This is a genomic window from Citrobacter sp. Cpo090 (genome assembly GCF_030332665.1).
Classification (GTDB): domain Bacteria; phylum Pseudomonadota; class Gammaproteobacteria; order Enterobacterales; family Enterobacteriaceae; genus Citrobacter; species Citrobacter portucalensis.
Genome location: NZ_JAOWHK010000031.1, coordinates 253,161 through 279,409, shown reverse-complemented (window position 1 = coordinate 279,409; position 26,249 = coordinate 253,161). Strand labels below are relative to the sequence as shown.

The following is a 26,249-nucleotide window of genomic DNA, read 5'->3' as shown; positions in this document are numbered from 1 at the left end:
CGCTGGCTCTGGCTAAGATCAATCTTTGTGTCGAAAAAAGACACAGGTGATACAGTTATGGCATCTTAACTCCCCCGTTTGATAAGGTTCAGGGGGAGATATGTTTGAAATGTAGCGTTATTTTCCCGGATGGCAAATACGTAAGCCATGCTAACGATCTATTGTAGTTATTATAATTGTACAGATAATGTATTCATGAGTGATTATGTAATAATAGCTTGCCAGTTTGGCATTATTTGGATTGTAGTGCCAATACTTTTATTTTAGAAAATACCAAGGATAAGCAATTCACCCCGTTTATTGTTCGGAGTATTTTCCTGTGAGTTAAGATTGTTAATCTACCCGGGAGAATTTAATTAAGTACGATTGCGGACTGGTGAGTGTGGAGGGGATATGTTGCCAGGACGCTGCAAAAACGCAATTATTATTAGTAAATCACCGATTATACAAACCGGACTTAAAGGTATAATGCAGGGACAGTTCTCCGATTACGAACTTACCTACTGTCGTTCTGTTGAAGAACTGACGTTATTGCAGCTACGGTGTGCTGATTTGGTGATTGCTGATTTAACCGGAGACTGTAATTATCCTCGTTCAGTCTGCGAACAATACTATTCTTTATTATCTCAATACCGTGATATTCACTGGGTATTTCTCGTATCTCGTATTTTTTATCCTCTGGCTGTTGAGCTACTGATGTGTCCTGTCAGTTCGCTGCTCTCTGACGCAGAGTCGATTGAAAGTTTAGTGAATGTCATTCACGCGGGAAATACACGTGCAGAGAGAATAAGCAAGGCGCTGCTCTCTCCGCCCGCTATGCCACAATTGTTAGATCATAGCGCACGATCTATCGTTCTCACTCTCTCTGAAAGGAAAGTATTGCGCCTCCTTGGGAAAGGCTGGGGAATCAATCAGATTGCGACGTTACTGAAGAAAAGCAATAAAACAATCAGCGCCCAAAAGAATAGCGCAATGCGTCGCTTGTCGATAAATAGCAATGCAGAAATGTATGCCTGGATAAATAGTTCTCAAGGATCGCGAGAACTTAATTTACCTTCAGTTTATGGAGAACCCACGGAATGGAAAGCAGAATCATCAAAAGAAACGTTGCGCTGGTAGAAAAGTGCACGATGAGCAGCGTGGGTATTAAGAGTTTATTTAATACCATGCCGGATGACCAATATAAACTTCATCTCTTTTCTAGCCAGCCCGCTTTTAGTCAGGCAATGTTAAAGATGTCGTTTTCGGCAGTTATTTTTTCCCTATCTGCAATCAGAACCGATCGCAGGGCAGGGTTGGCTTATTTAACGGAGCTGGCGATAAATTATCCGCGGATTCGCCGTGTGGTGATTGCCGATGATGACGCTGAAGCGCGTTTAATTGGTTCCCTGTCCCCCTTGCCGTTGGATGGTGTTGTGAGTAAAGCGTCTTCGTTAACAGTGTTGCAGGACGCGTTATTTACGGCGTTAAGCAGCCCTGGTCGGGGAACAGAAGGCACGAAAAACCATTGGTATATTAATCAAAGCCGTATGCTCAGTCCGACAGAGCGAGAAATACTGCGCTTTATGTCGAATGGTTATTCGATGCCACAGATTGCCGTTCAGCTTGAACGGAACATCAAAACCATTCGGGCACACAAATTTAATGTGATGTCCAAACTGGGTGTAAGCTCGGATGCCGGGTTACTGGATGCGGCCGATATCCTGCTGTATCTGCGTGCTGGCGAGCCAGCACCTTTTATGCAGGCGGTTTCGTGACGGGCAACGTTGACGTGTTTCTTGCCGGGTTTGGCAATCAGTTTAGTGTCTGAAGCATTACTGACACACGTCAACCCAGGTGGCAGAAGTCAGTTCAGCCATTCTTTCAGGCGTGATGCGAACCGCGCTGTGGATGGCACCTGCGGCGGGAAGCACTTCGGCGTAGTGCTTCAGAGAAACATCACAGTACACTGATATCGGTGTTTCTAATCCGAAGGGGCAAACGCCGCCAACGGGGTGCCCCGTCGCGTTCACGACCTCATCACTACTTAACATTCGGGCTTTGGCACCGAACGTACTCTTTAGCTTTTTATTATCCAGTCGGGCATCACCTTTTGCCACGACCAGGATGATATCGTTCTTCACCTTTAGCGAAAGTGTTTTCGCTATCTGGCCAGGTTCAACGTTATGGGCTTTTGCTGCCAGATCAACGGTTGCAGTACTCTGGTTTAATTCGATGATCTCGATATCCGGTGCATGTTGCGCCAGAAATTGGCGTACTGATTGCAAACTCATTCTTCTCTCCAAATAGCCTACAGGCAGCTCTGCACAGCATAAAACTGCAGGATGTAATTTGTCATAGGGGCAACCACACTGTAAATATTTTATTGTAACAACATAGCAACATGAGCAGTTTTTCGATCGTCTTCACAATCAAAGAAACCGGTTACAGTAACCGGTTGCAGAATGTTGAAATGACGATTATTACTGAAGTTGTCATTTCCTCTGTATCACATAATAAGAGCCATCTATGAAACTTAACTCGAAAAGCGGTAGCGCTGGTGTTCCTCCCGGCACGGTTGCGAAAAGTGGTAATGGGCTTTACGTGGTGGTATTGATACCAGCACCGTTGCAGGGTTTTGCACAACGGGAGAACGGCTATGTCTACTAACCATGCTGTGTTTAACGTGATTTTCCGTTTTGTTGAAAACTACGTTAGTCCTGTCGCCGGGCGTATCTCTTCGCAACGACATGTAATGGCCATTCGCGACGGTTTTATTTCGGCGATGCCTTTTATGATTGTAGGCTCTTTTCTGCTGGTTTTTGCCTATCCGCCGTTTTCTCCGGATACCACCTGGGGATTTGCCCGCGTGTGGCTGGATCTGGCAAAACAGTTTGAAGGCCAAATTCTCACCCCGTTTGATATGACGATGGGGATTATGTCGGTCTACATATGTGCGGCTATTGCTTATAACCTGGGCAAGCACTATGTGAAGTCGCATCAGTTAGATCCGTTTATGTGTGCGATGCTATCAATCATGGCTTTTTTGCTGATTGCCGCGCCAAAAACCAAAGGCACAATGCCGGTTGATAGTCTGGGAGGAACGGGGATTTTCACCGCCATCCTGGTGGCCATTTACTGTGTTGAAATGATGCGCTTCCTGAAGGCGCACAACATCGGCATCCGTTTACCCGATCAGGTGCCGCCGATGATCAAAAACTCCTTCGATCTGCTGATCCCGGTGCTGGTGGTGGTACTGACGCTGTACCCGCTGAGCCTGGTGATACAGTCGCAGTTTGACATGCTGATCCCGCAGGCCATTATGGCCATCTTTAAACCACTGGTGTCGGCTGCAGATTCTCTCCCAGCGATACTGCTGGCGGTACTAATTGGCCATTTGCTGTGGTTTGCGGGTATTCACGGCGCGGCAATTGTGTCGGGAATGCTGCAAATGTTCTGGCTAACTAATCTTGGGATGAACCAGTCAGCGCTGGCGCAGGGCGCGCCGTTACCGCATATCTTTATGGAAGCATTCTGGACGTTCTTCATTGTGGTCGGAGGGTCAGGTGCAACGATGGGGTTGGTGATTTGCTATCTGCGTAGTCGTTCGGCTCATCTACGCTCGATAGGGCGTCTGAGCGTAGTCCCCAGCATTTTTAATATTAATGAACCGGTGATTTTTGGTACGCCGATTGTCATGAACCCGGTGTTTTTTATCCCCTTCCTGTTGGCCCCGATGGTGAATGCGGTACTGGCCTGGGCGGCGATGAAACTGGATTTAATTGGGCGGGTCATTTCAGTGGTTCCCTGGACCGCACCGGCACCGGTTGGCGCGGCATGGGCGTTAGGCTGGGATTATCGTGCGGCGATCCTGGTGGTGCTATTGGCGCTGGTGTCGGCCGTTATCTACTTCCCGTTCTTTAAGGTCTACGAAAAGCAGTTATTAGCGCAGGAAAAAGAAGAAGCACAGCGTATAGAAGAGGAAAATCAACAGGTTGCATAAATGACAGCGAGGGGCTATGGCTCCTCGCTTATTTCAGCGTGCAGTCTCCGCATTGCTGAACGTCAGGCAGGCGATAGCGTTGGCAGCAGGTTCTGCGTACTAACAGCCCCTCACGCGGAACAACAGTACGCCACAGGGGATTATCCTGGCCGCAGGAAAGTTGTTTCTCAAAAAAGCAGGTCTGGCGCAGCGTGGTCAGCAGTTCTTCCCCTAACAACGGCTTCATTTCCGTTAAATACCAGTGAATTAAATATCCGGTGTTGCTCCAGATAAGCTTCGCGTTGATCTCACCCGTCGCTTCCAGCGCCTGCACAACCGGCGTCAGCGCTGAGAGAATCAGCGTTTCCATGCGTCGTTGAGGAGACAGGGCTGTAGCCTGGTGATCCTGATGGACGTCGATCCAGAAGCAGGCCGCTCGGCCCGTTTCGTGAAACTCTACGCGCATATGTTCAGGAGAGACGTCGATAGCCTCTTTTTGCGTTAGCAGGGCCACCATTAACGGAGGCATCATCAGGCCGATATACCATTGCGCCCAAAGAGAAATCAGGGGCTTATTTTCGCGGGGCAGCGTGGGCTGGTTGCGATAGATATGGTCCGAATAAACGGCCAGCAGCGAACTAAGCGTCGCCGGTTGTGTCCATTCATGCAGCGTCATTGCACCTGGCACAGGCGTTTCGTCAAGACGAATGAAGTCCAGCAGGTGCTCGCGAGTTTTGGCTATCGTTGCGCGTACGGCAGCAGCCAGCGAGGGCATCTCTGAGGGGAGATGGCTACGCCAGATGACATCTTCAACAATCGGTGCGGAACGATAAGCCATGTCTATATAAGGATGTTAATCTTAATGATAATGATTGCTAATCCTATAATTGACATTGAGCGATGGCAAGATCTTTGTCGCCATCCCGAGCGGCACCGCACAGAAAGCTCAGGTAGAGGGGCAGTTTACCCGCAGCTCATCGCTGACCAGGGTATTGTTACGCCCAAGATTCTTGGCCTCGTAAAGGGCTTTATCCGCTTTGGCGATAGCAGCATCAATATCCTGTTCTACCAGAGGCGCAATGCCGATACTGACGGTTACGTTGGTTGCCACGCTCTCATTAAACATGTGAGGGATTTTAAGGTCGTACACTTTCTGGCGGATACGTTCGGCGGCAGCCTGGGCCTGCAGTGGATCAACCGCGGTCAGCAAAATCATAAACTCTTCACCGCCAAAACGCGCCACCACATCCCGGGAACGTACGGAGTCTCGGATGGCGGCAGAAACACGGCTCAACGCCTGGTCGCCCATCATATGTCCGTAATGATCGTTATAGGCTTTGAAATGGTCGATATCTAACAGCAGAACGAAGTGCCTTGAATTACTCAGGGCCAACAGCGTATCGAGCCGGTGTTGCAGCCCCCGGCGATTATACAAACCGGTTAGCGGGTCGAGCATGCTGAGCCCGTTCAGGGTTTCCCGTTCCTCCAGCAGTTTGTACATCAGTTGCTGAGCGAATCCATCGTAGCGCTTTTGTATCACATGCTGGATGGCGATACCGGCCATAGGCAGCGCCATAAAATAGAAAATCCGCAAACCATGCTCGCTGCCGTTAAGCCATAAACAAATGGCGACGGAGGGGAGTGAGTGGAGCGTAAACGCGATGATATTATTGGCAAAAGCGATAGAGCCAATAAACAGTACGCTGAGAAGCGCTATTAACAGGAAATAATAATCATTCTGACCTAGAGCGTTATATTTCAAGAATATATGTAACGCCCATAACAAGCCAAAAACGATTGATATAAAAGGGAGATTAATTCTTTTATCCGCGTATTTCCCATGCCAGACCAGCAGCAGTGTACTTATCACCAGCATCAGCAAAGCGGGTATTGATAAGGCTTTGACGGCAAAAAGTGGGAAAAAAAGCGTAAACAGCGCGGAGACTGCGTTGAGCAGCAGAAACAGTCGTAAAGAGAGTTGGTATTTTTTGGTGCGCAGAGTTCGCCAGGATTGTACTGTCATAGGTAAATATTGTTAGTTATCTGCAATGTACGAAGGTGTGTTGGTAAATAAAACAAATAACGAACGGGGTATCATTCGCAGAGGTTTTTATTGTTTTTAGTTGAAGAGCTAACCGGTGAGCAATTTATCACCTTGGATTATTCATGTCATCAATCGTTAAGTAAAACTCATATAATTGATAGTGCTTCACGGCTGACAAATGAGAAATTTTATCATATGATATTGGTTATCATTATCAATGTCATAGGTGAAATCATGTTGCAACGTACGCTGGGCAGTGGATGGGGTGTTCTGCTGCCGGGAATGCTGATTGCCGGGATGGCATATAGCGACCTGTCGGTCTACGTATGGAAGGTGATGATTGTATTAGGATTACTGCTGACTTCGCTCATGCTGTACCACAAACGTTTACGGCACTTTGTTTTGTTACCTTCATGCGTCGCGCTGATTGGTGGCATTGTTCTGGTAATGATGAACTGGAATCAGGGATGAACAAAACAGAGCAGGAAATCGAGAGGGAAATAAGATAATTGGTGCGAGGGGGGGGACTCGAACCCCCACATCCTAAGGACACTAACACCTGAAGCTAGCGCGTCTACCAATTCCGCCACCTTCGCACAGTCATCTTATTTTTTTGATATCGCCTCGTTGGTGCGAGGGGGGGGACTCGAACCCCCACATCCTAAGGACACTAACACCTGAAGCTAGCGCGTCTACCAATTCCGCCACCTTCGCCCAGTGCGAGCAATATCAACGTGGATTATGGTGCGAGGGGGGGGACTTGAACCCCCACGTCCGAAAGGACACTAACACCTGAAGCTAGCGCGTCTACCAATTCCGCCACCTTCGCATACCATCGACACTAAAAAAGTATCGTTACCACGGGGGCGAATTCTAGAGATTTTATGCAGGGCGTCAACAGTTAATTTTCGAACTTAACGTGATTGCCGAAAAAAAAGGCGTTTCTTCGGTTTTGGCGTTTTATGCAGGCCGGATAAGCGATAGCGCCATCCGGCGTTGCTCGGTGTCACGTCGGATGGCGGCGTAAACGCCTTATCTGGCCCGGATCAGTTAGGCTTTTTTCGCCTGGCGCGTCATCACGGTGCGATAGACCTTGAAGCGTCCGGTCTGCGCGATAACTTCGTGGAAGCCAAACACTTCATCCAGAACCTTCGGATAAGGCAGGAAGGCGTTTGCCACGATACGCAGCTCACCACCGCTGTTGAGATGACGCACGGCGCCACGAATCAGTGTTTGTGCGGCATCAAGGCTGGTCTGCATTCCGTCGTGGAACGGCGGGTTGGAGATGATCATATCAAAGCGACCCGTCACGTCAGAAAAGACGTTACTGGCGATGACGTCACCTTCAATGCCGTTGGCTGCAAGCGTTGCGCGGCTGGCTTCAACGGCGGCCGCGCTAACATCGCACAGGGTTAAGCGCACTTTCGGCGAGTGGCTGGCTAAGGCGACGGAAAGAACGCCTGCGCCACAGCCGACATCCAGCACTTTGCCTTTGGTGTGTGGCGTCAGCGTGGAGAGCAGCAGTTGGCTGCCAACATCCAGGCCGTCACGGCTGAAGACGCCCGGCAGCGTTTTGATGGTCAGATTTTCTGTCTGGTATTCATCCCAGTATTTTTCTGCATCAAAGACCGGCTGTTTTTCCAGACGACCGTGGTACAGGCCACAGCGACGTGCGCTGTCGACTTTGTTTAACGGTGCGTATTCGGCCAGCATCTGCTCTGCGCTACGTACGCCGCTGCGATTCTCACCGACAACAAAAATATCGGTGCCCACCGGTAACAGCGACAGAATGTTCATCAACTGGAACTGGGCTTCCGGCTTATTCTTCGGCCAGTAGTAGATTAGCGTATCGCTATCGGCAACGTCATCGGCCTGCGCGACGAGGCTGAAGCGGACGTTGTCGCCCATCTGGCGGTTAAGCACCTGCCAGTGGTGAAGTTGCTGAGTGTGCGCTCGGCTGGCGGCGCTGTCAAAATGGGCAGGCAGGTCATCCTGCAAATCACCGGCAAACAGAATACGGCTTTGTTCGAAATCATCACTGTGGCGCAGCAAGACTTCACTTGCCGGGGTAAAAGCAGACATGGAATGCTCCTTAAATTGTACAGCGGGGGATTATAGTTGTTTGATGGCACGGATTCGACAAATTTGCTATATTTGCGCCCCTGATAGACAGGAGTGTTTCGCTATGACATCCCGACGAGACTGGCAGTTACAGCAACTGGGCATTACGCAGTGGTCGTTGCGTCGTCCTGGCGCACTGCAGGGCGAGATCGCGATTTCCATTCCTGCGCATGTCCGTTTGGTGATGGTTGCTGCACAGTTACCCGCGCTAACCGAACCGTTGATCAGCGATATTTTACGCGCATTAACCGTTAGCCCGGATCAGGTTTTACAACTGACGCCTGACCGTGTCGCCATGCTGCCGCAAGGCAGTCGCTGTAATAGCTGGCGGCTGGGAACCGAAGAGCCGCTGCTGCTGGAGGGCGCTCAGGTCAAGAGCCCTGCGTTTAATGAATTACGGGAAAACCCAGCGGCACGCGCCGCGTTATGGCAACAAATCTGCGCATATGAACACGATTTCTTCCCTCGAGCCGACTGATTTACCCGCAGCATTTCAGATTGAAAAACGCGCCCACGCTTTTCCGTGGAGTGAAAAAACATTTGCCAGCAACCAGGGCGATCGCTACCTCAATTTTCAGTTGAGGGTTGACGACGTGATGGCCGCCTTTGCAATTACGCAGGTCGTACTGGATGAAGCGACGCTGTTCAATATCGCCGTCGATCCTGACTTTCAGCGCCGGGGCCTGGGGCGTGAGCTGCTGGAGCACCTGATCGATGAGCTGGAAAAGCGTGGCATTCTGACGCTGTGGCTTGAAGTACGTGCCTCGAATGCGGCCGCTATCGCGCTGTACGAAAGCTTAGGCTTTAACGAGGCGACGATCCGTCGCAACTACTATCCAACGGCCGATGGTCACGAAGACGCCATCATCATGGCGTTGCCAATCAGCATGTAAGACAAGGTGTAATGATGAAGAAGTGGGACTGGATTTTCTTTGATGCCGACGAAACGCTGTTTACGTTTGACTCGTTTACCGGCTTACAGCGGATGTTTCTCGACTATAGCATTACCTTTACCGCTGAAGATTTTCAGGACTACCAGGCCGTAAATAAACCGCTGTGGGTGGATTACCAAAACGGCGCGATTACCTCATTACAACTGCAGCATGCCCGTTTTCAGAGCTGGGCCGAACGCCTGAAGGTTGAACCGGGCCAGCTTAATGACGCATTCATCAATGCGATGGCGGAGATCTGCTCACCGTTGCCGGGGGCGGTTTCTCTGCTCAATGCGATTCGTCATAAAACGAAAATAGGCATCATTACTAACGGCTTTACCGCATTGCAGCAAATCCGCCTTGAGCGGACGGGGCTGCGCGACTATTTCGACCTGCTGGTAATTTCTGAGCAGGTTGGGGTGGCAAAACCTGATTCCCGTATTTTTGACCATGCGCTGGAGCAGGCGGGTAATCCTGACCGTTCTCGCGTGCTGATGGTGGGTGACACCGCAGAGTCCGATATTCTTGGCGGCATTAACGCCGGGCTATCCACCTGCTGGCTAAATACGCACCACCGCGAGCAGCCAGCGGGCATTCAGCCGACCTGGACCGTAGCGTCATTAAGCGAACTGGAGCAGCTCCTGTGTAAACACTGATTGCCTCCCCCCCGTTGATGGGTAAAATAGCCGCAATTTTTCGTATTCAACTTGCCCGGCCCGTTGCCGTGCTTACCTAAGAAGATTTGACTATGACGTTGTCTCCTTATTTGCAAGAGGTGGCCAAACGCCGCACTTTTGCCATTATTTCTCACCCGGATGCCGGTAAAACGACAATTACTGAAAAGGTACTGTTATTCGGACAGGCCATTCAGACCGCCGGTACGGTAAAAGGCCGAGGCTCCAGCCAGCATGCAAAATCTGACTGGATGGAAATGGAAAAGCAGCGTGGTATCTCCATTACCACCTCTGTGATGCAGTTTCCGTATCATGACTGCCTGGTGAACCTGCTGGACACCCCGGGGCACGAAGACTTCTCCGAAGATACCTATCGTACCCTGACGGCGGTGGACTGCTGCCTGATGGTTATCGATGCCGCAAAAGGCGTCGAGGATCGTACCCGTAAGCTGATGGAAGTTACCCGTCTGCGCGATACGCCGATCCTGACCTTTATGAACAAACTCGACCGTGACATCCGCGATCCGATGGAGCTGCTGGATGAAGTCGAGAACGAACTGAAAATCGGCTGTGCGCCAATCACCTGGCCGATTGGCTGTGGTAAGTTGTTCAAAGGTGTCTATCACCTTTATAAAGATGAAACTTACCTGTATCAGACCGGTAAAGGCCACACCATTCAGGAAGTGCGCATTGTTAAAGGTCTGAATAACCCGGAACTTGATGCTGCCGTGGGTGAAGACCTGGCGCAGCAGTTGCGCGACGAGCTGGAGCTGGTGCAGGGTGCGTCCAACGAGTTCGACCATGAGCTGTTCCTCGCGGGCGAAATCACCCCGGTCTTCTTCGGTACCGCGCTGGGTAATTTCGGCGTTGACCATATGCTGGACGGCTTAGTGGAGTGGGCGCCTGCGCCGATGCCGCGTAAAACCGACACCCGCGTCGTCGAAGCTTCAGAAGAGAAGTTCACCGGTTTCGTGTTCAAAATTCAGGCCAACATGGACCCGAAACACCGTGACCGCGTGGCGTTCATGCGTGTGGTATCCGGCAAGTATGAGAAAGGCATGAAAATGCGCCAGGTGCGCATTGGTAAAGACGTGGTGATCTCCGATGCACTCACCTTTATGGCCGGTGACCGTTCTCATGTGGAAGAAGCGTATCCGGGCGATATTCTCGGTCTGCATAACCACGGCACTATCCAGATCGGCGATACCTTTACCCAGGGCGAAATGATGAAGTTCACCGGTATTCCGAACTTCGCACCGGAGCTGTTCCGTCGTATTCGCCTGAAGGATCCATTGAAGCAGAAACAGTTGCTGAAAGGGCTGGTTCAGCTGTCAGAAGAGGGTGCAGTGCAGGTATTCCGTCCGATCGCCAATAACGATCTGATCGTGGGCGCGGTGGGTGTGCTGCAGTTTGACGTGGTGGTTTCACGTCTGAAGAGCGAGTACAACGTTGAAGCGATTTATGAATCCGTCAACGTGGCGACTGCGCGCTGGGTAGAATGTTCTGACGTGAAGAAATTCGAAGAATTTAAACGTAAGAACGAAATTCAGCTGGCGCTGGATGGCGGCGATAACCTCACCTATATCGCGCCAACCATGGTTAACCTGAATCTTACCCAGGAACGTTACCCGGACGTTCAGTTCCGTAAAACACGCGAACACTAATCGACCTCTCAGGGCACGGTATTCGCCGTGTCCTGCAACTTTCCCTGTCTTTTAAATCCCTTGCGGAATGTTCTTAAAACCTCGCATTTTTCTTTTGCTTGCCTGTTTTTTAATCGATTTTGACTGCGATCACGAAATCCTGAACTATATTTAACAATGTGATGACATAAATATCGGCGTTTAATGCTTTTTAGGCTGCCTGTTGCAGCGTCTATTGCTGATATTTATTCCACTTACAAGATTAGTTGCTGGTTCAGGCCGTATAACGGCAGAGCATAGCTTTTAGCAAAACATACAGGAATACATCGATGACAATGACAGGACTTAAGATTTCTAAAACGCTGCTGGCCGTGATGCTGACCTCCGCTGTTGCAACGGGTTCTGCTTATGCAGAAAACGCCACGACGGATAAAGCGCAATCTGGCGTCGAAAGTGCGGGGCAGAAAGTCGATAGCTCTATGAACAAAGTCGGTAATTTCATGGATGACAGCACCATCACCGCGAAAGTAAAAGCCGCGCTGGTGGACCACGAAAGCATTAAGAGCACCGATATTTCCGTTAAAACAGATCAAAAGGTGGTGACACTAAGCGGGTTTGTTGAAAGCCAGGCACAGGCCGAAGAAGCGGTGAAAGTGGCGAAAGGCGTTGAGGGCGTGACCTCCGTTAGCGACAAACTGCATGTGCGTGATAGTAAAGATACCTCCGTTAAAGGCTACGCGGGCGATACGGCCATCACCAGTGAGGTAAAAGCCAAGCTGCTGGCCGATGATATCGTCCCTTCCCGCAAGGTGAAAGTTGAGACCACTGATGGCGTTGTGCAACTTTCAGGCACCGTCGATTCACAGGCTCAAAGCGATCGTGCTGAGAGCATCACTAAAGCGATTGATGGCGTGAAAAGCGTTAAAAACGATCTTAAAACTCACTAATTAGACTTAATTCGTCCTCCTGACGTTTGTCGGGAGGCGTGTTGTGCACCACACTGAAAATATCGCCGATGGGCAGCCTGAGTGCTCATATCAAGCGGTGACATTAACTATGGTAAAGGAGAAGCATATGTTTCGATGGGGCATCATATTTCTGGTTATCGCGTTAATTGCCGCTGCACTGGGTTTTGGTGGACTGGCGGGTACCGCTGCAGGCGCAGCGAAAATTGTGTTTGTCGTGGGGATCATTTTGTTTTTGGTCAGCCTGTTTACCGGGCGTAAACGACCCTAGCCCATCCCCTTTATTCTTCAAGCTACAGGTGCGTTGGCTGCGCGCGCTCACCCGAATCACTTACCAGAGTAAGCTCATCGGGACTCACGCACTTGCCGTCTTCCTGTAACTCGAATTATTTTGGGGATTAACCGTAAAGATATCTTGCTACTAAGCCAGTCCATTGGACTGGCTTTTACGGTTTTAGCGTCAGGCAATTTGCGTTACTTTGTTGCTCTATTACAAAAACAACAGGAAGGCAGAGGTGGGGCAGAGAATACCCGTCACGCTCGGTAATATTGCGCCGTTATCGTTACGTCCGTTTCAACCAGGCAATATGGCGCTGGTGTGCGAGGGTGGGGGACAAAGAGGTATCTTTACCGCTGGCGTACTGGATGAATTCATGCGCGCGCGGTTTAATCCTTTTGATCTCTTCTACGGGACGTCCGCTGGCGCGCAAAACCTTTCAGCCTATCTCTGTAACCAGCCCGGTTACGGTCGCAAAGTTATTATGCGATACACCACCCGACGCGAATTTTTTGACCCGGTGCGCTTTGTGCGCGGGGGAAACTTAATCGATCTCGACTGGCTGGTGGATTCGACTGCGTCCCAGATGCCGCTGGAAATGGACAACGCCGAGCGCCTGTTTGCTGCGGGGAAAGCGTTTTATATGTGCGCCTGTCGGGGCGATGACTACACGCCGGGCTATTTTTCACCGAACAGGCAAAACTGGCTCGATCTTATTCGTGCCTCCAGCGCGATTCCCGGGTTCTACCGCACAGGGGTTGTGTTGGACGGCGTAAACTATCTGGATGGTGGGGTCAGTGACGCCATACCGGTGCAAGAGGCGGCGAAGCACGGAGCAAAAACGCTGGTGGTTATCCGCACTGTGCCCTCGCAAATGTACTACACCCCGCAGTGGTTCAAACGTATGGAGCGCTGGCTGGGTGAAAGCAGCCTGCAACCGCTATTGAATCTGGTCCAGCACCATGAAGCCAGCTATCGTGCTATCCAGAGTTTTATTGAGAAGCCGCCGGGTAAGCTGCGTATCTTTGAAATCTATCCGCCAAAACCACTCCATAGTATGGCGTTGGGCAGCCGTATTCCGGCGCTGCGGGAAGATTACAAAACCGGACGCCTGTGCGGTCGTTACTTTCTGGCGACAGTCGGCAAGCTGCTGGCGAAAAATGCGCCGCTACCTCGTCAGACGCCGAAGATTGTGGTGCCGGGGCCGGTGGTGGTTCCTCCCGCTCCAGTGGCCAACGACGCCCATCCGCCGGTGGTGACCAATGCGCCTCAGGCGAACGACACGACGTTTGATAATGAGGATTTGGCGTGAGTTATCGTTTTATCGATACGCATTGTCACTTTGATTTCCCGCCGTTTACCGGCGATGAATCTGCCAGCATTCAGCGCGCGGCGGAGGTTGGTGTACAGAGCATTATCGTTCCGGCCACCCAGGCGGCGAATTTTCCCCGCGTACTGGCGTTAGCGGAAAATTATCCCCCATTGTTTGCCGCGCTTGGTCTGCATCCCATTGTTATTGAGCAACATAGCGATGACTGCCTGGACCAGTTGCAACAGGTGCTGGATAAGCGCCCACAAAAGCTGGTGGCGGTAGGCGAGATTGGATTGGATCTGTATCGGGACGATCCGCAGTTCGACAAGCAAGAGCGGGTGCTGGAAGTGCAGCTAAAGCTGGCGAAACGGTACGAATTGCCGGTGATCCTGCATTCGCGTCGCACCCATGACAAGCTGGCGATGCACCTGAAACGTCATGATTTGCCACGAACTGGCGTGGTGCATGGTTTTTCCGGGAGCGTGCAGCAGGCAGAGCGCTTTGTGCAACTGGGATACAAAATTGGCGTGGGCGGCACCATTACCTATCCGCGCGCCAGTAAAACCCGCGAGGTAATGGCGCAACTGCCGCTGGAGTCGCTGTTGCTGGAAACCGACGCGCCGGATATGCCGCTCAACGGTTTTCAGGGGCAGCCTAATCGCCCGGAGCAGGTAGTCAGAGTCTTTGACGTCTTATGCGAACTGCGCCCGGAACCTGCGGACGTGATCGCTGACGCGCTGTATCGTAATACCACGGCGTTGTTTAACGTGTGATTGGATGGCGTATCCGGCCGACAAAAATGTGCGCTCTGTAGGCCTGATAAGCGAAGCGCATCAGGCATATCTTCGTCGGATGACTGTAGTGTTTTTTCCAGCCTACAAATGATGTCGTCGCATCCGGCAATCACAGGTACAGCGCCGGGAAAATCAAATTATCCACCCCGCGCTCGCGCAACCTTTGCGCCAGGTGTTCCACATCCTCCGGCGATGCACTCGGCCAGTCCTTCGCTTCGCCATACACCCCGTGCGCATGAAAGGCATTCAGCCGCACGGGTACGTCACCGGTGCGTTTGATAAACGCCGTCAGCGCATCGATATGCTGTAGATAATCCACCTGACCAGGAATCACCAACAGGCGCAGTTCCGCCAGTTTTCCCTGCCCGGACAAAAATGTAATGCTTTGTTTAATCAGCGTGTTATCGCGTCCGGTAAGCTGCCGATGACACGTGCTGTCCCAGGCTTTTAAATCCAGCATTACGCCGTCGCACACCGGCAGCAGCTTCTGCCAGCCAGTTTCGCTCAGCATGCCGTTGCTGTCGACCATGCAGGTCAGGTGTTGCAACTGCGGATTGGTTTTTATCGCGGTAAATAGCGCCACAATAAAGGGGAGTTGGGTAGTCGCTTCACCGCCACTAACAGTTATCCCTTCGATAAACAGTGACGCTTTACGAATATGTTGCAGCACTTCATCAACGCTCATACTCTGCGCCATCGGCGTGGCCTGCTGAGGGCACATATGCAGGCAGGTGTCGCACTGCTGGCATACATCGGACTGCCACCATACTTTCCCCGCGCTCAGGCTCAGCGCCTCATGCGGGCAATGCAGCACACACTCCCCGCAGTCGTTGCAGCGTCCCATCGTCCACGGATTGTGGCAATTCTTACAGCGCAGATTACATCCTTGCAGAAACAGAGCCAGGCGACTGCCCGGCCCGTCGACGCAGGAGAAAGGAATTAGCTTACTTACTAAAGCGCATCTGCTGTTCATGGCTAATCACGCGAGGTTGTCGTTCCAGAATGCGCGTATTGCGCGCGGCTTCTTCGCCCAGCCAGGTGGTGTTGGTGCGAGAACCTTCGGCGCGATATTTTTCCAGATCCGACAGCCGCACCATATAACCCGTAACGCGAACCAGATCGTTGCCGCTCACGTTGGCGGTAAACTCGCGCATTCCGGCTTTAAACGCCCCGAGGCACAGCTGCACCAGCGCCTGAGGATTACGCTTGATGGTTTCATCCAGCGTGAGAATGTCGCTGATCCCGGCGTGATAAAACGCGTGATGTGGCGCGACGGTTTGCAGATGGGTGATCGGGTCCGGCTCATCGCCATAAGGCAGGCGTGCGCCCGGCGTGGTGCCGATATCAGAACTTATCCCCGACTGTGCATGCAGCATCGCGCGCTGCTTCCAGCCATATTTCACCGGGGTGTTTTCGACAAATTCCGCCAGTTGGGCGCTGATGCGATAGCCGAGCTGATTGGCGAACTCATCTTTCCCATAGCGCGCATTCTGTCCCGCCTTATCGCACAGCAGGTTCACCGCCTCCGCCAGGCCGTACATCCCGAACATAGGCACAAAACGTTCGGGATCAATCAACCCTTCCTGCACGAGGAAGCTATTCTCAAAGAAATGTGATTTCTCATAGAGGAATTCACATCGTGAATCAATGATGGCGATTTGCTGCTGGCAGTAGTGCGGTAGGGTGCGCGTAAAGAAGTCATCGACAGAGGTGCTGCGCTCTGCGATGGCTTTCAGATTAAGCCTGACCAGCGTGCTTCCACCCCCGGCGAGCGGCAAAGAGTTGTAACAACTGACGACGCCATACTGACCTTTTGTGAAAATTTTATCATTTTCAGGGCCATTGGAAATATGTGGCTTACTGCACTCGCAGATATTTTGTGCCACGTTGAGCAGCAGATCGTCAGGTGTGATTTGCGGGTCATAAATGAATGTCAGATTAGGTGAGACCTGCTTTAACTCTGCATCTGCGCGTAAAATTGCACGGGTGACTGGTGTATCTGCAGGGCCGATATTGGCATGCATAAACGCGTCTGGCAGGGTTCTGTCGAGATAACGCCAGAAACGTTTTATTCGAATATCGATCTCTTCTTGTGTTAGAATTCTAACATACGGTTGCAACAGGGCATCGAGCTGACCGAGATAGACCGGCATCGACGTCACTGACGGAACATGGTGGTAAAGAATAGTGAGTAAGGATAACGCGTCATCAAGATCCCTGGCGCCTTCCAGTTCCAGCCACGATGAACCATTGGCCAGAAAACGCGCGTAATCGGGTAAAACATAGCGCGGTTTGAACGGGGCATGACCTTCGTACATATCGCAGATTACCCCATCATCCAGCGCCTGACGTGCCTGTGCAGGCAGTTGCGGGTAAGGCAGCGCGCTTTCAGCTTCCAGCGCCAGAAAGTGGCGTTTCTGCTCAGGGCTGAGCACTGGGCTGGTCACGATTTGTTGGCAACGCTGTTGCAGCGCGAGTTCGCTTGAAGTGGGCATCGTTGATTCCTTTTTGTCCCGAAGGTGTGACGCCATTGTAGAAAGCAACGCCGCCACAACCTTTGATCCGGATGCGCCTGATGCCACCGCATCCCTTTAGAAAAGGTGATTTATTTGAAGTAGATCTCATTAGAGTAATGCAAATCTGTATGTGGTTTTCATTAACTGTGATGTATATCGAAGTGTAATAGCGAGCGGATGTTAGAATACTAACAAACTCGCAAGGTGAAATTTTATACGGCGATGCCGTTGGAGAATGTTATGACCGATTTAACAGCAAGCAGCCTGCGTGCACTGAAACTGATGGACCTGACCACTCTGAATGACGACGACACCAATGAAAAAGTGATCGCGCTGTGTCATCAGGCGAAGACCCCGGTTGGCAACACTGCCGCAATCTGTATCTATCCGCGTTTCATCCCTATTGCGCGTAAGACCCTGAAAGAGCAGGGCACGCCGGACATCCGCATTGCAACAGTAACCAACTTCCCGCATGGCAACGACGACATCGAGATTGCGCTGGCTGAAACCCGCGCGGCGATTGCTTACGGTGCAGATGAAGTTGACGTGGTGTTCCCGTACCGTGCGCTGATCGCCGGTAACGAGCAGATTGGTTTCGATCTGGTTAAAGCCTGCAAAGACGCGTGTGCGGCGGCAAACGTGCTGCTGAAAGTCATCATCGAAACCGGTGAGCTGAAAGAAGAAGCACTGATTCGCAAAGCGTCTGAAATCTCCATCAAAGCCGGTGCTGATTTCATCAAAACCTCTACCGGTAAAGTGCCGGTCAATGCGACGCCGGAAAGCGCACGCATCATGATGGAAGTGATCCGCGACATGGGTGTTTCTAAAACTGTAGGTTTCAAACCGGCTGGCGGTGTGCGCACTGCAGAAGATGCACAGCAGTTCCTGGCGATTGCCGATGAACTGTTTGGCGCTGACTGGGCTGATTCTCGTCACTACCGTTTTGGCGCATCCAGCCTGCTGGCGAGCTTGCTGAAAGCGCTGGGTCACGGCGACGGCAAGAGCGCAAGCAGCTACTAAGCCTTATATTGCCGGAGCTGTAGCGACGTAGACCGGATAAGGCGCAGCCGCCATCCGGCATTAAGACGACTGCCGGGTGGCGCGTTGCTTACCCGGCCTACAACGGCCTTCTACTCTTTTCCCCTGGGGGTTACCGTGTTTCTCGCACAAGAAATTATTCGTAAAAAACGTGATGGTCATGCGCTGAGCGATGAAGAAATTCGTTTCTTTATCAATGGTATTCGCGACAACACCATCTCTGAAGGGCAAATCGCCGCCCTGGCGATGACCATTTTCTTCCACGATATGACAATGCCTGAGCGAGTTTCGCTGACCATGGCAATGCGTGATTCAGGAACCGTGCTGGACTGGAAAAGCCTGCAGCTGAACGGCCCGATTGTGGATAAACACTCTACCGGCGGCGTGGGTGACGTAACGTCACTGATGTTAGGCCCGATGGTTGCTGCGTGCGGCGGCTATATTCCGATGATCTCCGGGCGTGGCCTGGGGCATACCGGCGGTACGCTCGATAAACTGGAAGCGATTCCTGGATTTGACATCTTCCCGGACGACGCGCGTTTCCGTGAAATTATTAAAGACGTGGGTGTAGCGATTATTGGGCAAACCAGCTCGCTCGCACCGGCGGATAAACGTTTTTATGCCACCCGCGATATTACCGCGACGGTGGATTCCATCCCGCTGATTACTGGTTCCATTCTGGCGAAAAAACTGGCGGAAGGGCTGGATGCGCTGGTGATGGATGTGAAAGTGGGCAGCGGCGCCTTTATGCCGACCTACGAGCTTTCTGAAGCTCTCGCTGAAGCGATTGTCGGTGTGGCAAACGGTGCGGGTGTACGTACCACCGCGCTGTTAACCGATATGAACCAGGTGCTGGCCTCCAGCGCAGGTAACGCGGTCGAAGTTCGCGAAGCGGTGCAGTTCCTGACCGGTGAATACCGCAATCCACGTCTGTTAGACGTCACCATGGCGCTGTGCGTGGAAATGCTGATCTCCGGCAATCTGGCGAAAGATGACGCCGAAGCCCGTGCGAAATTGCAGACGGTGCTGGATAACGGCAAAGCAGCAGAGATTTTTGGTCGCATGGTTGCGGCGCAGAAAGGCCCGACCGATTTCGTCGAAAATTATGCGAAGTACCTGCCAACGGCAATGCTCAGCAAAGCGGTATATGCTGATACCGAAGGCTTTGTCAGCGCGATGGATACCCGTGCGCTGGGGATGGCGGTCGTTTCCATGGGCGGCGGTCGTCGTCAGGCTTCGGACACCATTGATTACAGCGTTGGCTTTAGTGACATGGCGCGTCTGGGCGACAGCGTAGACGGACAGCGCCCGCTGGCGGTGATCCACGCCAAAGACGAAGCCAGCTGGCAGGAAGCGGCGAAAGCGGTCAAAGCGGCAATTAGCCTTGACGATAAAGCGCCAGAAATTACACCGACAGTCTATCGTCGTATTACCGAATAACTGTATACTGATCTGATCGCTTTTTTGCGGCGCAGATGTATGGAGAACAAGATGAAACGTGCATTTATTATGGTGCTGGACTCCTTTGGTATTGGTGCGACTGAAGATGCGGATCGCTTTGGCGACGTAGGTTCAGACACTATGGGACACATTGCAGAAGCCTGTGCGAAAGGTGAAGCTGACAATGGTCGCAAAGGTCCACTGAATCTGCCTAACCTGACCCGTCTGGGCCTGGTGAAAGCTCACGAAGGTTCTACCGGTAAAATTGCTGCTGGTATGGACGGTAACGCGGAAGTGATTGGTGCCTACGCATGGGCGCATGAACTTTCTTCCGGGAAAGACACGCCGTCTGGCCACTGGGAAATCGCGGGTGTCCCGGTTCTGTTTGACTGGGGATATTTCTCAGATCATGAAAACAGCTTCCCGCAGGAACTGCTGGATAAACTGGTAAAACGTGCCAACCTGCCGGGCTACCTCGGCAACTGTCACTCTTCCGGTACCGTGATCCTGGATCAACTGGGTGAAGAGCATATGAAAACCGGCAAGCCGATTTTCTATACCTCCGCTGACTCCGTGTTCCAGATTGCCTGCCACGAAGAGACGTTTGGCCTGGATAAACTCTACGAGTTGTGCGAAATCGCACGTGAAGAGCTGACCGAAGGTGGTTACAACATCGGTCGCGTTATCGCACGTCCGTTTATCGGTGATAAAGCCGGTAACTTCCAGCGTACCGGTAACCGTCACGACCTGGCCGTTGAGCCGCCAGCACCGACCGTGCTGCAGAAACTGGTCGACGAAAAAGACGGTCACGTGGTTTCCGTCGGTAAAATCGCGGATATCTACGCTAACTGCGGCATCACCAAAAAAGTGAAAGCCACCGGTCTGGACGCGCTGTTCGACGCCACCATCAAAGAGATGAAAGAAGCGGGTGATAAGACCATCGTCTTCACCAACTTCGTTGATTTCGACTCTTCCTGGGGACATCGTCGCGATATCGCCGGTTATGCTGCGGGCCTGGAACTGTTCGACCGCCGTCTGCCTGAGCTGATGGAGCTGGTGGGAGAAGATGACATTCTGATCCTGACCGCCGACCACGGCTGTGACCCGAGCTGGACCGGCACTGACCACACCCGTGAACACATTCCGGTACTGGTTTACGGTCCGAAAGTGAAACCTGGTTCTTTGGGCCACCGTGAAACCTTCGCGGATATCGGTCAGACGCTGGCGAGCTACTTTGGTACGTCACCGATGGACTACGGTAAAAACATGCTGTAATACCCGTTGTCTTTCGCGCTGTAGATGCGTTGACTTCATTCGCTCACCCCGGTCACATAGTTAATCTATGCTCCCGGGGATTCACGAATTCGTCGCCTTCCTGCAACGCGAAATCCTTAGGGTATTTCACTGTTTTGCATACGTTTTGTAGGCCTGATAGGCGTAGCCGCCATCAGGCAATAACAACAAGATAAGGACAAAAAATGGCAACTCCACATATTAATGCAGAAATGGGTGATTTCGCTGACGTCGTATTGATGCCGGGCGACCCGCTGCGTGCAAAGCATATTGCTGAAACTTTCCTCGAAGATGTTCGTGAAGTGAACAACGTTCGCGGCATGTTAGGTTTCACCGGTACTTACAAAGGCCGTAAGATCTCCGTTATGGGTCACGGTATGGGTATCCCGTCCTGCTCCATCTACACCAAAGAGCTGATCACCGATTTCGGCGTGAAGAAAATCATTCGCGTAGGCTCCTGCGGTGCTGTGCGTATGGACGTTAAACTGCGTGATGTGGTTATCGGCATGGGTGCATGCACCGATTCCAAAGTTAACCGTATCCGTTTTAAAGATCATGATTTCGCTGCTATCGCTGACTTCGACATGGTGCGTAACGCAGTTGATGCAGCAAAAGCGCTGGGCGTAGACGCGCGCGTGGGCAACCTGTTCTCCGCTGACCTGTTCTACTCTCCGGACGGTGAAATGTTCGACGTGATGGAAAAATACGGCGTGCTGGGCGTAGAAATGGAAGCGGCGGGCATCTACGGTGTTGCTGCGGAATTTGGGGCGAAAGCGCTGACCATCTGCACCGTGTCCGACCATATCCGTACTCACGAGCAGACCACTGCCGCTGAACGTCAAACGACCTTCAACGACATGATCAAAATCGCACTGGAATCCGTTCTGCTGGGCGATAAAGAGTAAGCGTTGTTTTGCCCGGTGGCGCTGCGCTGGCCGGGCTTACCATTCTTCTCGTAGGCCGGATAAGGCGTAGCCGCCATCCGGCATTTTTCAGGTCAGTGCTTAACGCACCGCTCCGGCAATCCATGCCGACAGCTCACGTAACTCTTTCTCCTGCTCCGGGAAATCAACCAGCAGCGCCTCGCACTCCTGTTGCAGCATATCCGCCCGGTACAAGCATCCTTGCAGACGACCCGCCAGCGCTTCTAACGGCGCGGGATTAAGGCTGTCGGTAAACACCTGTGTACGCGTGATATGCCCTTTTTCAACGTCGAAATGCAGCTCAACGCCGCCCCAGGTAAAACGCTCGTCCAGCAGGTGCGAGAAAGCAGGTGCCTGACCAAAATTCCACTCCCAACTGCTCTGGCGGGCAAAGGTTTCGGCGAAGTTCGGTAGATCCGGGGTTTTATCCGGCGAGATAATTTCTGCTTCGACATGTTCGCCGTAGTGGGCAAAAAAGGCTTCCGTGATTGCCTGACAGACCTGTTCATGGGTGATGCCCGGCAACAGTTCTGTTAGATTCGCCACACGTGAGCGGACAGAGGTGATCCCCTTTGCAGCGAGTTTCTTTTTGTCGGGATTGAGATAATTTGCCAGGCGGCTGAGATCGGCATTTAGCAGCAGCGTGCCGTGGTGGAATCCGCGATCTTTCGTTTCCCGATAAGCAGAGCCGGAAACTTTGCGATCGCCGTCTGGCGTTTTCACCACCAGATCGTTACGCCCGGAGGCGTCTGCCGTAACGCCCAGAGAATTCAATGCGTTGAGGACAATCGCGGTGGAAATGGTTTTGTCGTACTCCGGTTTACCGGCCATAAAGGTAAAGCAGGTATTGCCCAGGTCATGGAATACCGCGCCGCCGCCGCTGCTGCGCCGGGCGAGCCGCACGTTGTCTTCCTCCATACGGCGGGTATTACACTCTTTCCACGGGTTTTGCGCCCGGCCAATCACCACCGTATCGGCGTTACGCCACAAGAACAGGACGCGCTGCGTGGCGGGCATCTGGCGAAAAATGCACTCTTCGACCGCGAGGTTAAACCACGGATCGTAAGAGTCTGAGATAAGCAGGCGTAGTGTAGTCATGGTTGATTTCCCTTCTGTTTTACAGTTTTTACTGCTTTTACTCTTTCTTCTCGTTGTCTTCTTCCTGCACCGGTTTGTTGGCGGTTAGCAGGAAAGGGGATTGCTGCCAGCGAGTGCGCTTGCCTTGCAATAACGTACGGGTGAGCACCACACCGATCGCTAGCGCCAGCAGCAGCATCAGGCGTAAGATGTTGGTGGTGTTATCTACCTGCTTCGCCTCGGTGGCGAGCGTGTGGGTATCCAGCGTCAGGCGCAAATAGCCCAGCGGACCATTTTTCCCCTGAATGGGTTCGACAATCTGCTGGTTAAAATAACCCCCGGCTTTTTTGCCGTCGAGCGCCAACCGGTCGCGAACGTTGACGCTTTCGCCGGAGCGCGTAATCAGGTCTCCTTGTTCATCGTACACGCCAGCGTCCAGAATACGGCTACTTTCCGTCAACTGTGTGAGTACCGCTTTAATGCGTTTTTCATCCGGCGTTTCGGTACGCATCAGCGGAGCAACATTTAGCGCGACCTGGCGGGCCAGGGTGCGGGCCAGCTCTTCGAGCTGCGGATTACGCTGCTGCTGGTGACTTTGACTAAACCAGGATGCGCCCTGCATCAGGGCGACGAGCAGCGCAAGACAGAACAATACAATCACTGCACGATGAAGTCGGAATTTCAGTTTTGCGCGAGCCATATTCCACCTGCTGAAAATTTGAGACTTAATGTTGCCAGAAGCGCTGGTTACAGGGTAGCCTCATGCGTTATTTTCCCCTGATGATTCCGACCCGAACGATTTTACAGGAGCTTTAATGCCTAACATAACCTGGTGCGATCTACCTGAAGATGTTTCTCTGTGGCCAGGTCTGCCTCTCTCTTTAAGTGGCGATGAAGTCATGCCGCTGGACTACCACGCGGGCCGCAGTGGCTGGCTGCTGTACGGTCGTGGGCTGGATAAACAACGTTTAACGCAATACCAGAGCAAACTGGGCGCGGCGATGGTGATTGTTGCAGCCTGGTGCGTTGAAGATTATCAGGTGATTCGCCTGGCGGGTTCGTTAACGCCGCGCGCGGCAAAACTGGCGCATGACGCCAAACTGGATGTTGCACCATTAGGCAAAATCCCGCATCTGCGCACGCCGGGTTTGCTGGTGATGGACATGGACTCGACGGCAATCCAGATCGAATGCATTGATGAAATTGCTAAACTGGCTGGAACCGGCGAGATGGTTGCGGAAGTCACAGAACGCGCAATGCGCGGCGAGCTGGACTTTACCGCCAGCCTGCGCAGCCGCGTGGCGACGCTGAAGGGCGCTGATGCCAATATTCTGCACCAGGTGCGCGAAACGTTACCGCTGATGCCTGGCCTGACTCAACTGGTGTTAAAACTGGAAACGCTCGGCTGGAAAGTGGCTATTGCCTCTGGTGGCTTTACCTTCTTTGCCGATTACCTGCGTAATAAACTGCGTCTGACGGCGGCGGTGGCAAACGAGCTGGAGATCATGGACGGTAAATTTACCGGCAATGTGATCGGCGATATCGTCGATGCACAGTACAAAGCCAATACCCTGACTCGCCTGGCACAAGAATATGAGATCCCGATGGCACAGACGGTGGCGATCGGCGACGGTGCCAACGATCTGCCAATGATCAAAGCGGCCGGGCTGGGCATTGCGTATCATGCTAAACCCAAAGTGAATGAAAAGACGGAGATTACTATCCGTCACGCTGACCTGATGGGCGTATTCTGCATTCTCTCCGGCAGCATGAACCAGAAATAACGAGGTAAAACGTGGCAAAAGCTCCTAAACGCGCCTTTGTTTGTAACGAATGCGGGGCCGATTACCCGCGCTGGCAGGGGCAATGCAGCGCCTGTCAGGCCTGGAACACCATTACCGAGGTGCGTCTTGCCGCGTCGCCGACGGTGGCGCGTAACGAGCGGCTCAGCGGCTATGCCGGGAATGCTGGCGTGGCAAAAGTGCAGAAGCTGTCTGACATCAGCCTTGAGGAACTGCCGCGTTTTTCCACCGGATTTAAAGAGTTTGACCGCGTGCTGGGCGGCGGGGTGGTACCCGGCAGCGCTATTCTGATTGGCGGTAACCCCGGCGCGGGGAAATCAACGCTGCTGCTACAGACGCTGTGTAAGCTCGCTGAGCAGATGAAAACTCTGTACGTTACCGGCGAAGAGTCCCTGCAACAGGTGGCGATGCGCGCGCACCGGCTTGGCTTGCCGACAGCGAATCTGAATATGCTGTCGGAAACCAGTATCGAACAAATTTGCCTGATTGCCGAAGAAGAACAGCCGAAACTGATGGTGATCGACTCCATTCAGGTAATGCACATGGCGGATATTCAGTCTTCGCCGGGCAGCGTGGCGCAGGTGCGCGAAACGGCGGCTTACCTGACGCGCTTTGCCAAAACGCGCGGTGTAGCGATTGTCATGGTCGGCCACGTCACCAAAGATGGCTCGCTGGCCGGGCCGAAGGTGCTCGAACACTGTATTGACTGTTCGGTACTGCTCGACGGTGACGCCGATTCCCGTTTCCGTACTCTGCGTAGCCATAAAAACCGCTTTGGTGCGGTGAATGAGCTGGGCGTCTTTGCCATGACCGAACAGGGGCTGCGTGAAGTCAGCAACCCTTCCGCTATCTTTTTAAGTCGTGGCGATGAGGTCACCTCCGGCAGTTCGGTGATGGTTGTCTGGGAAGGCACGCGTCCGCTGCTGGTAGAGATTCAGGCGCTGGTCGATCATTCAATGATGGCAAACCCGCGTCGCGTGGCGGTCGGTCTGGAACAGAACCGTCTGGCGATTCTACTGGCGGTGCTGCATCGTCACGGTGGCTTGCAGATGGCGGATCAGGACGTGTTCGTTAACGTAGTCGGCGGCGTAAAAGTCACCGAAACCAGCGCCGACCTGGCGTTGCTGCTGGCAATGGTTTCCAGTCTGCGCGACAGGCCGCTGCCGCAGGATTTAGTGGTCTTTGGCGAAGTGGGGTTGGCGGGTGAAATCCGTCCGGTACCCAGCGGGCAGGAGCGTATTTCGGAAGCGGCGAAACACGGCTTTCGTCGGGCGATAGTTCCCGCCGCTAACGTACCGAAAAAAGTACCGGAAGGGATGCAGGTCTTTGGCGTTAAGAAGCTTGCGGATGCGTTAAGCGTGTTTGACGACCTATAATCAAATACCCGTACGTACTGATTTTGTAGGCCTGATAAGCGAAGCGCCATCAGGCAGTGTT

27 protein-coding genes and 3 tRNA genes are annotated in these 26,249 nt (G+C 52.5%); 19 read left to right on the top strand and 11 right to left on the bottom strand.

All coding sequences use genetic code 11. From position 1 onward, the window contains the following. Positions 1–393: 393 nt before the first annotated feature. The gene (locus tag OGY83_RS16280) at positions 394–1,119 is read left to right on the top strand and encodes a helix-turn-helix transcriptional regulator (protein ID WP_079937168.1); all 726 of its coding nucleotides are present in this window, start codon (positions 394–396) and stop codon (positions 1,117–1,119) included. Then, positions 1,080–1,757 (top strand): DNA-binding transcriptional activator BglJ, encoded by a 678-nt coding sequence (bglJ, locus tag OGY83_RS16275; RefSeq protein WP_123268651.1) that lies wholly within the window; start codon positions 1,080–1,082, stop codon positions 1,755–1,757. The genes OGY83_RS16280 and bglJ overlap by 40 nt, the downstream gene beginning before the upstream one ends. Before the next feature lie 57 nt (positions 1,758–1,814). Here bglJ and OGY83_RS16270 read toward each other — a convergent pair whose 3' ends face one another. Continuing rightward, complete coding sequence (locus tag OGY83_RS16270; protein WP_003830001.1) at positions 1,815–2,273, bottom strand: YbaK/EbsC family protein; 459 nt, start codon at positions 2,271–2,273, stop codon at positions 1,815–1,817. Positions 2,274–2,508: 235 nt separating this feature from the next. On the opposite strand from OGY83_RS16270, the gene OGY83_RS16265 reads away from it, so the two are divergent. Both OGY83_RS16265 and OGY83_RS16260 read left to right on the top strand, forming a co-directional pair. Beyond that, a complete protein-coding gene (locus OGY83_RS16265; protein ID WP_172313056.1) occupies positions 2,509–2,649 on the top strand; it encodes a hypothetical protein in 141 nt (46 codons plus the stop codon). After that, positions 2,639–3,982, top strand: a complete 1,344-nt coding sequence (locus tag OGY83_RS16260) for a PTS sugar transporter subunit IIC (protein WP_286636321.1) — start codon at positions 2,639–2,641, stop codon at positions 3,980–3,982. The genes OGY83_RS16265 and OGY83_RS16260 overlap by 11 nt, the downstream gene beginning before the upstream one ends. A gap of 28 nt (positions 3,983–4,010) precedes the next feature. On the opposite strand, the gene fhuF is transcribed toward OGY83_RS16260, so the two are convergent. Together fhuF and OGY83_RS16250 are read right to left on the bottom strand one after the other, a co-directional pair. After that, positions 4,011–4,799, bottom strand: coding sequence for a siderophore-iron reductase FhuF (fhuF, locus tag OGY83_RS16255; RefSeq protein WP_079937165.1), 789 nt, complete (start codon positions 4,797–4,799; stop codon positions 4,011–4,013). A gap of 108 nt (positions 4,800–4,907) precedes the next feature. Continuing rightward, complete coding sequence (locus OGY83_RS16250) at positions 4,908–5,984, bottom strand: GGDEF domain-containing protein (protein WP_286636319.1); 1,077 nt, start codon at positions 5,982–5,984, stop codon at positions 4,908–4,910. A 255-nt stretch (positions 5,985–6,239) separates the two neighbouring features. Here OGY83_RS16250 and OGY83_RS16245 point away from each other — a divergent pair, with 255 nt between their 5' ends. After that, the gene (locus OGY83_RS16245) at positions 6,240–6,476 is read left to right on the top strand and encodes a DUF1435 domain-containing protein (RefSeq protein ID WP_249419026.1); all 237 of its coding nucleotides are present in this window, start codon (positions 6,240–6,242) and stop codon (positions 6,474–6,476) included. 39 nt (positions 6,477–6,515) lie between these two features. Here the strand turns inward: OGY83_RS16245 and OGY83_RS16240 are convergent. The 4 genes from OGY83_RS16240 to rsmC form a co-directional block, all read right to left on the bottom strand. Further along, positions 6,516–6,601: transfer RNA gene (locus OGY83_RS16240), tRNA-Leu, on the bottom strand. Between the two features lie 32 nt (positions 6,602–6,633). Beyond that, positions 6,634–6,719, bottom strand: a tRNA-Leu gene (locus tag OGY83_RS16235). A gap of 28 nt (positions 6,720–6,747) precedes the next feature. Beyond that, positions 6,748–6,834, bottom strand: a tRNA-Leu gene (locus OGY83_RS16230). A gap of 221 nt (positions 6,835–7,055) precedes the next feature. Continuing rightward, a complete protein-coding gene (gene rsmC / locus OGY83_RS16225) occupies positions 7,056–8,087 on the bottom strand; it encodes a 16S rRNA (guanine(1207)-N(2))-methyltransferase RsmC (RefSeq protein ID WP_286636318.1) in 1,032 nt (343 codons plus the stop codon). 103 nt (positions 8,088–8,190) lie between these two features. Here rsmC and holD point away from each other — a divergent pair, with 103 nt between their 5' ends. From holD to OGY83_RS16185, 8 genes are all read left to right on the top strand, one after another. Further along, positions 8,191–8,604, top strand: a complete 414-nt coding sequence (gene holD, locus OGY83_RS16220) for a DNA polymerase III subunit psi (protein WP_079937163.1) — start codon at positions 8,191–8,193, stop codon at positions 8,602–8,604. Beyond that, positions 8,573–9,019, top strand: a complete 447-nt coding sequence (gene rimI / locus OGY83_RS16215; protein WP_003829985.1) for a ribosomal protein S18-alanine N-acetyltransferase — start codon at positions 8,573–8,575, stop codon at positions 9,017–9,019. Before holD ends, rimI begins: the two co-directional genes overlap by 32 nt. 14 nt (positions 9,020–9,033) lie before the next feature. Further along, positions 9,034–9,714 carry a pyrimidine 5'-nucleotidase gene (yjjG, locus tag OGY83_RS16210; protein WP_286636424.1) on the top strand — a complete coding sequence of 227 codons (681 nt, stop codon included), beginning with the start codon at positions 9,034–9,036 and terminating at the stop codon, positions 9,712–9,714. 92 nt (positions 9,715–9,806) lie between these two features. Beyond that, the gene (prfC, locus tag OGY83_RS16205; protein WP_016151601.1) at positions 9,807–11,396 is read left to right on the top strand and encodes a peptide chain release factor 3; all 1,590 of its coding nucleotides are present in this window, start codon (positions 9,807–9,809) and stop codon (positions 11,394–11,396) included. Between the two features lie 308 nt (positions 11,397–11,704). Beyond that, positions 11,705–12,322 carry a molecular chaperone OsmY gene (gene osmY / locus OGY83_RS16200; protein ID WP_286636317.1) on the top strand — a complete coding sequence of 206 codons (618 nt, stop codon included), beginning with the start codon at positions 11,705–11,707 and terminating at the stop codon, positions 12,320–12,322. A gap of 127 nt (positions 12,323–12,449) precedes the next feature. Further along, positions 12,450–12,611, top strand: coding sequence for a DUF1328 domain-containing protein (locus OGY83_RS16195; RefSeq protein WP_003019081.1), 162 nt, complete (start codon positions 12,450–12,452; stop codon positions 12,609–12,611). Positions 12,612–12,855: 244 nt separating this feature from the next. Then, positions 12,856–13,929, top strand: coding sequence for a patatin-like phospholipase family protein (locus OGY83_RS16190; protein WP_191227800.1), 1,074 nt, complete (start codon positions 12,856–12,858; stop codon positions 13,927–13,929). Further along, positions 13,926–14,702, top strand: coding sequence for a metal-dependent hydrolase (locus OGY83_RS16185; RefSeq protein ID WP_079937158.1), 777 nt, complete (start codon positions 13,926–13,928; stop codon positions 14,700–14,702). The genes OGY83_RS16190 and OGY83_RS16185 overlap by 4 nt, the downstream gene beginning before the upstream one ends. Positions 14,703–14,832: 130 nt before the next feature. On the opposite strand, the gene OGY83_RS16180 is transcribed toward OGY83_RS16185, so the two are convergent. Both OGY83_RS16180 and OGY83_RS16175 read right to left on the bottom strand, forming a co-directional pair. Then, complete coding sequence (locus OGY83_RS16180) at positions 14,833–15,696, bottom strand: YjjW family glycine radical enzyme activase (RefSeq protein ID WP_286636314.1); 864 nt, start codon at positions 15,694–15,696, stop codon at positions 14,833–14,835. After that, positions 15,668–17,218 (bottom strand): YjjI family glycine radical enzyme, encoded by a 1,551-nt coding sequence (locus tag OGY83_RS16175; protein ID WP_286636312.1) that lies wholly within the window; start codon positions 17,216–17,218, stop codon positions 15,668–15,670. The genes OGY83_RS16180 and OGY83_RS16175 overlap by 29 nt, the downstream gene beginning before the upstream one ends. Before the next feature lie 261 nt (positions 17,219–17,479). Here OGY83_RS16175 and deoC point away from each other — a divergent pair, with 261 nt between their 5' ends. The 4 genes from deoC to deoD all read left to right on the top strand — a co-directional run bounded on the left by deoC (position 17,480) and on the right by deoD (position 21,915). After that, on the top strand, positions 17,480–18,259 hold the full coding sequence (gene deoC / locus OGY83_RS16170; RefSeq protein WP_003019042.1) for a deoxyribose-phosphate aldolase: 780 nt from the start codon (positions 17,480–17,482) through the stop codon (positions 18,257–18,259). A 135-nt stretch (positions 18,260–18,394) separates the two neighbouring features. Further along, on the top strand, positions 18,395–19,717 hold the full coding sequence (deoA, locus tag OGY83_RS16165; protein WP_003845626.1) for a thymidine phosphorylase: 1,323 nt from the start codon (positions 18,395–18,397) through the stop codon (positions 19,715–19,717). A gap of 51 nt (positions 19,718–19,768) precedes the next feature. Next, the gene (gene deoB / locus OGY83_RS16160; RefSeq protein ID WP_003019037.1) at positions 19,769–20,992 is read left to right on the top strand and encodes a phosphopentomutase; all 1,224 of its coding nucleotides are present in this window, start codon (positions 19,769–19,771) and stop codon (positions 20,990–20,992) included. A gap of 203 nt (positions 20,993–21,195) precedes the next feature. Then, positions 21,196–21,915, top strand: a complete 720-nt coding sequence (deoD, locus tag OGY83_RS16155; protein ID WP_000224864.1) for a purine-nucleoside phosphorylase — start codon at positions 21,196–21,198, stop codon at positions 21,913–21,915. Between the two features lie 99 nt (positions 21,916–22,014). Here the strand turns inward: deoD and lplA are convergent, their stop codons facing one another. Together lplA and OGY83_RS16145 are read right to left on the bottom strand one after the other, a co-directional pair. Next, positions 22,015–23,031: a lipoate--protein ligase gene (lplA, locus tag OGY83_RS16150; RefSeq protein WP_286636311.1), complete on the bottom strand. Its 1,017-nt coding sequence runs from the start codon at positions 23,029–23,031 to the stop codon at positions 22,015–22,017. 37 nt (positions 23,032–23,068) lie between these two features. Next, the gene (locus OGY83_RS16145) at positions 23,069–23,710 is read right to left on the bottom strand and encodes a YtjB family periplasmic protein (protein ID WP_079937154.1); all 642 of its coding nucleotides are present in this window, start codon (positions 23,708–23,710) and stop codon (positions 23,069–23,071) included. Between the two features lie 115 nt (positions 23,711–23,825). On the opposite strand from OGY83_RS16145, the gene serB reads away from it, so the two are divergent. Then, complete coding sequence (serB, locus tag OGY83_RS16140) at positions 23,826–24,794, top strand: phosphoserine phosphatase (RefSeq protein ID WP_079937153.1); 969 nt, start codon at positions 23,826–23,828, stop codon at positions 24,792–24,794. Positions 24,795–24,805: 11 nt separating this feature from the next. Next, entirely contained in the window at positions 24,806–26,188 is a 1,383-nt protein-coding gene (gene radA, locus OGY83_RS16135; protein ID WP_003829944.1) for a DNA repair protein RadA, read from the top strand. The last annotated feature ends 61 nt before the right edge of the window (positions 26,189–26,249 follow it).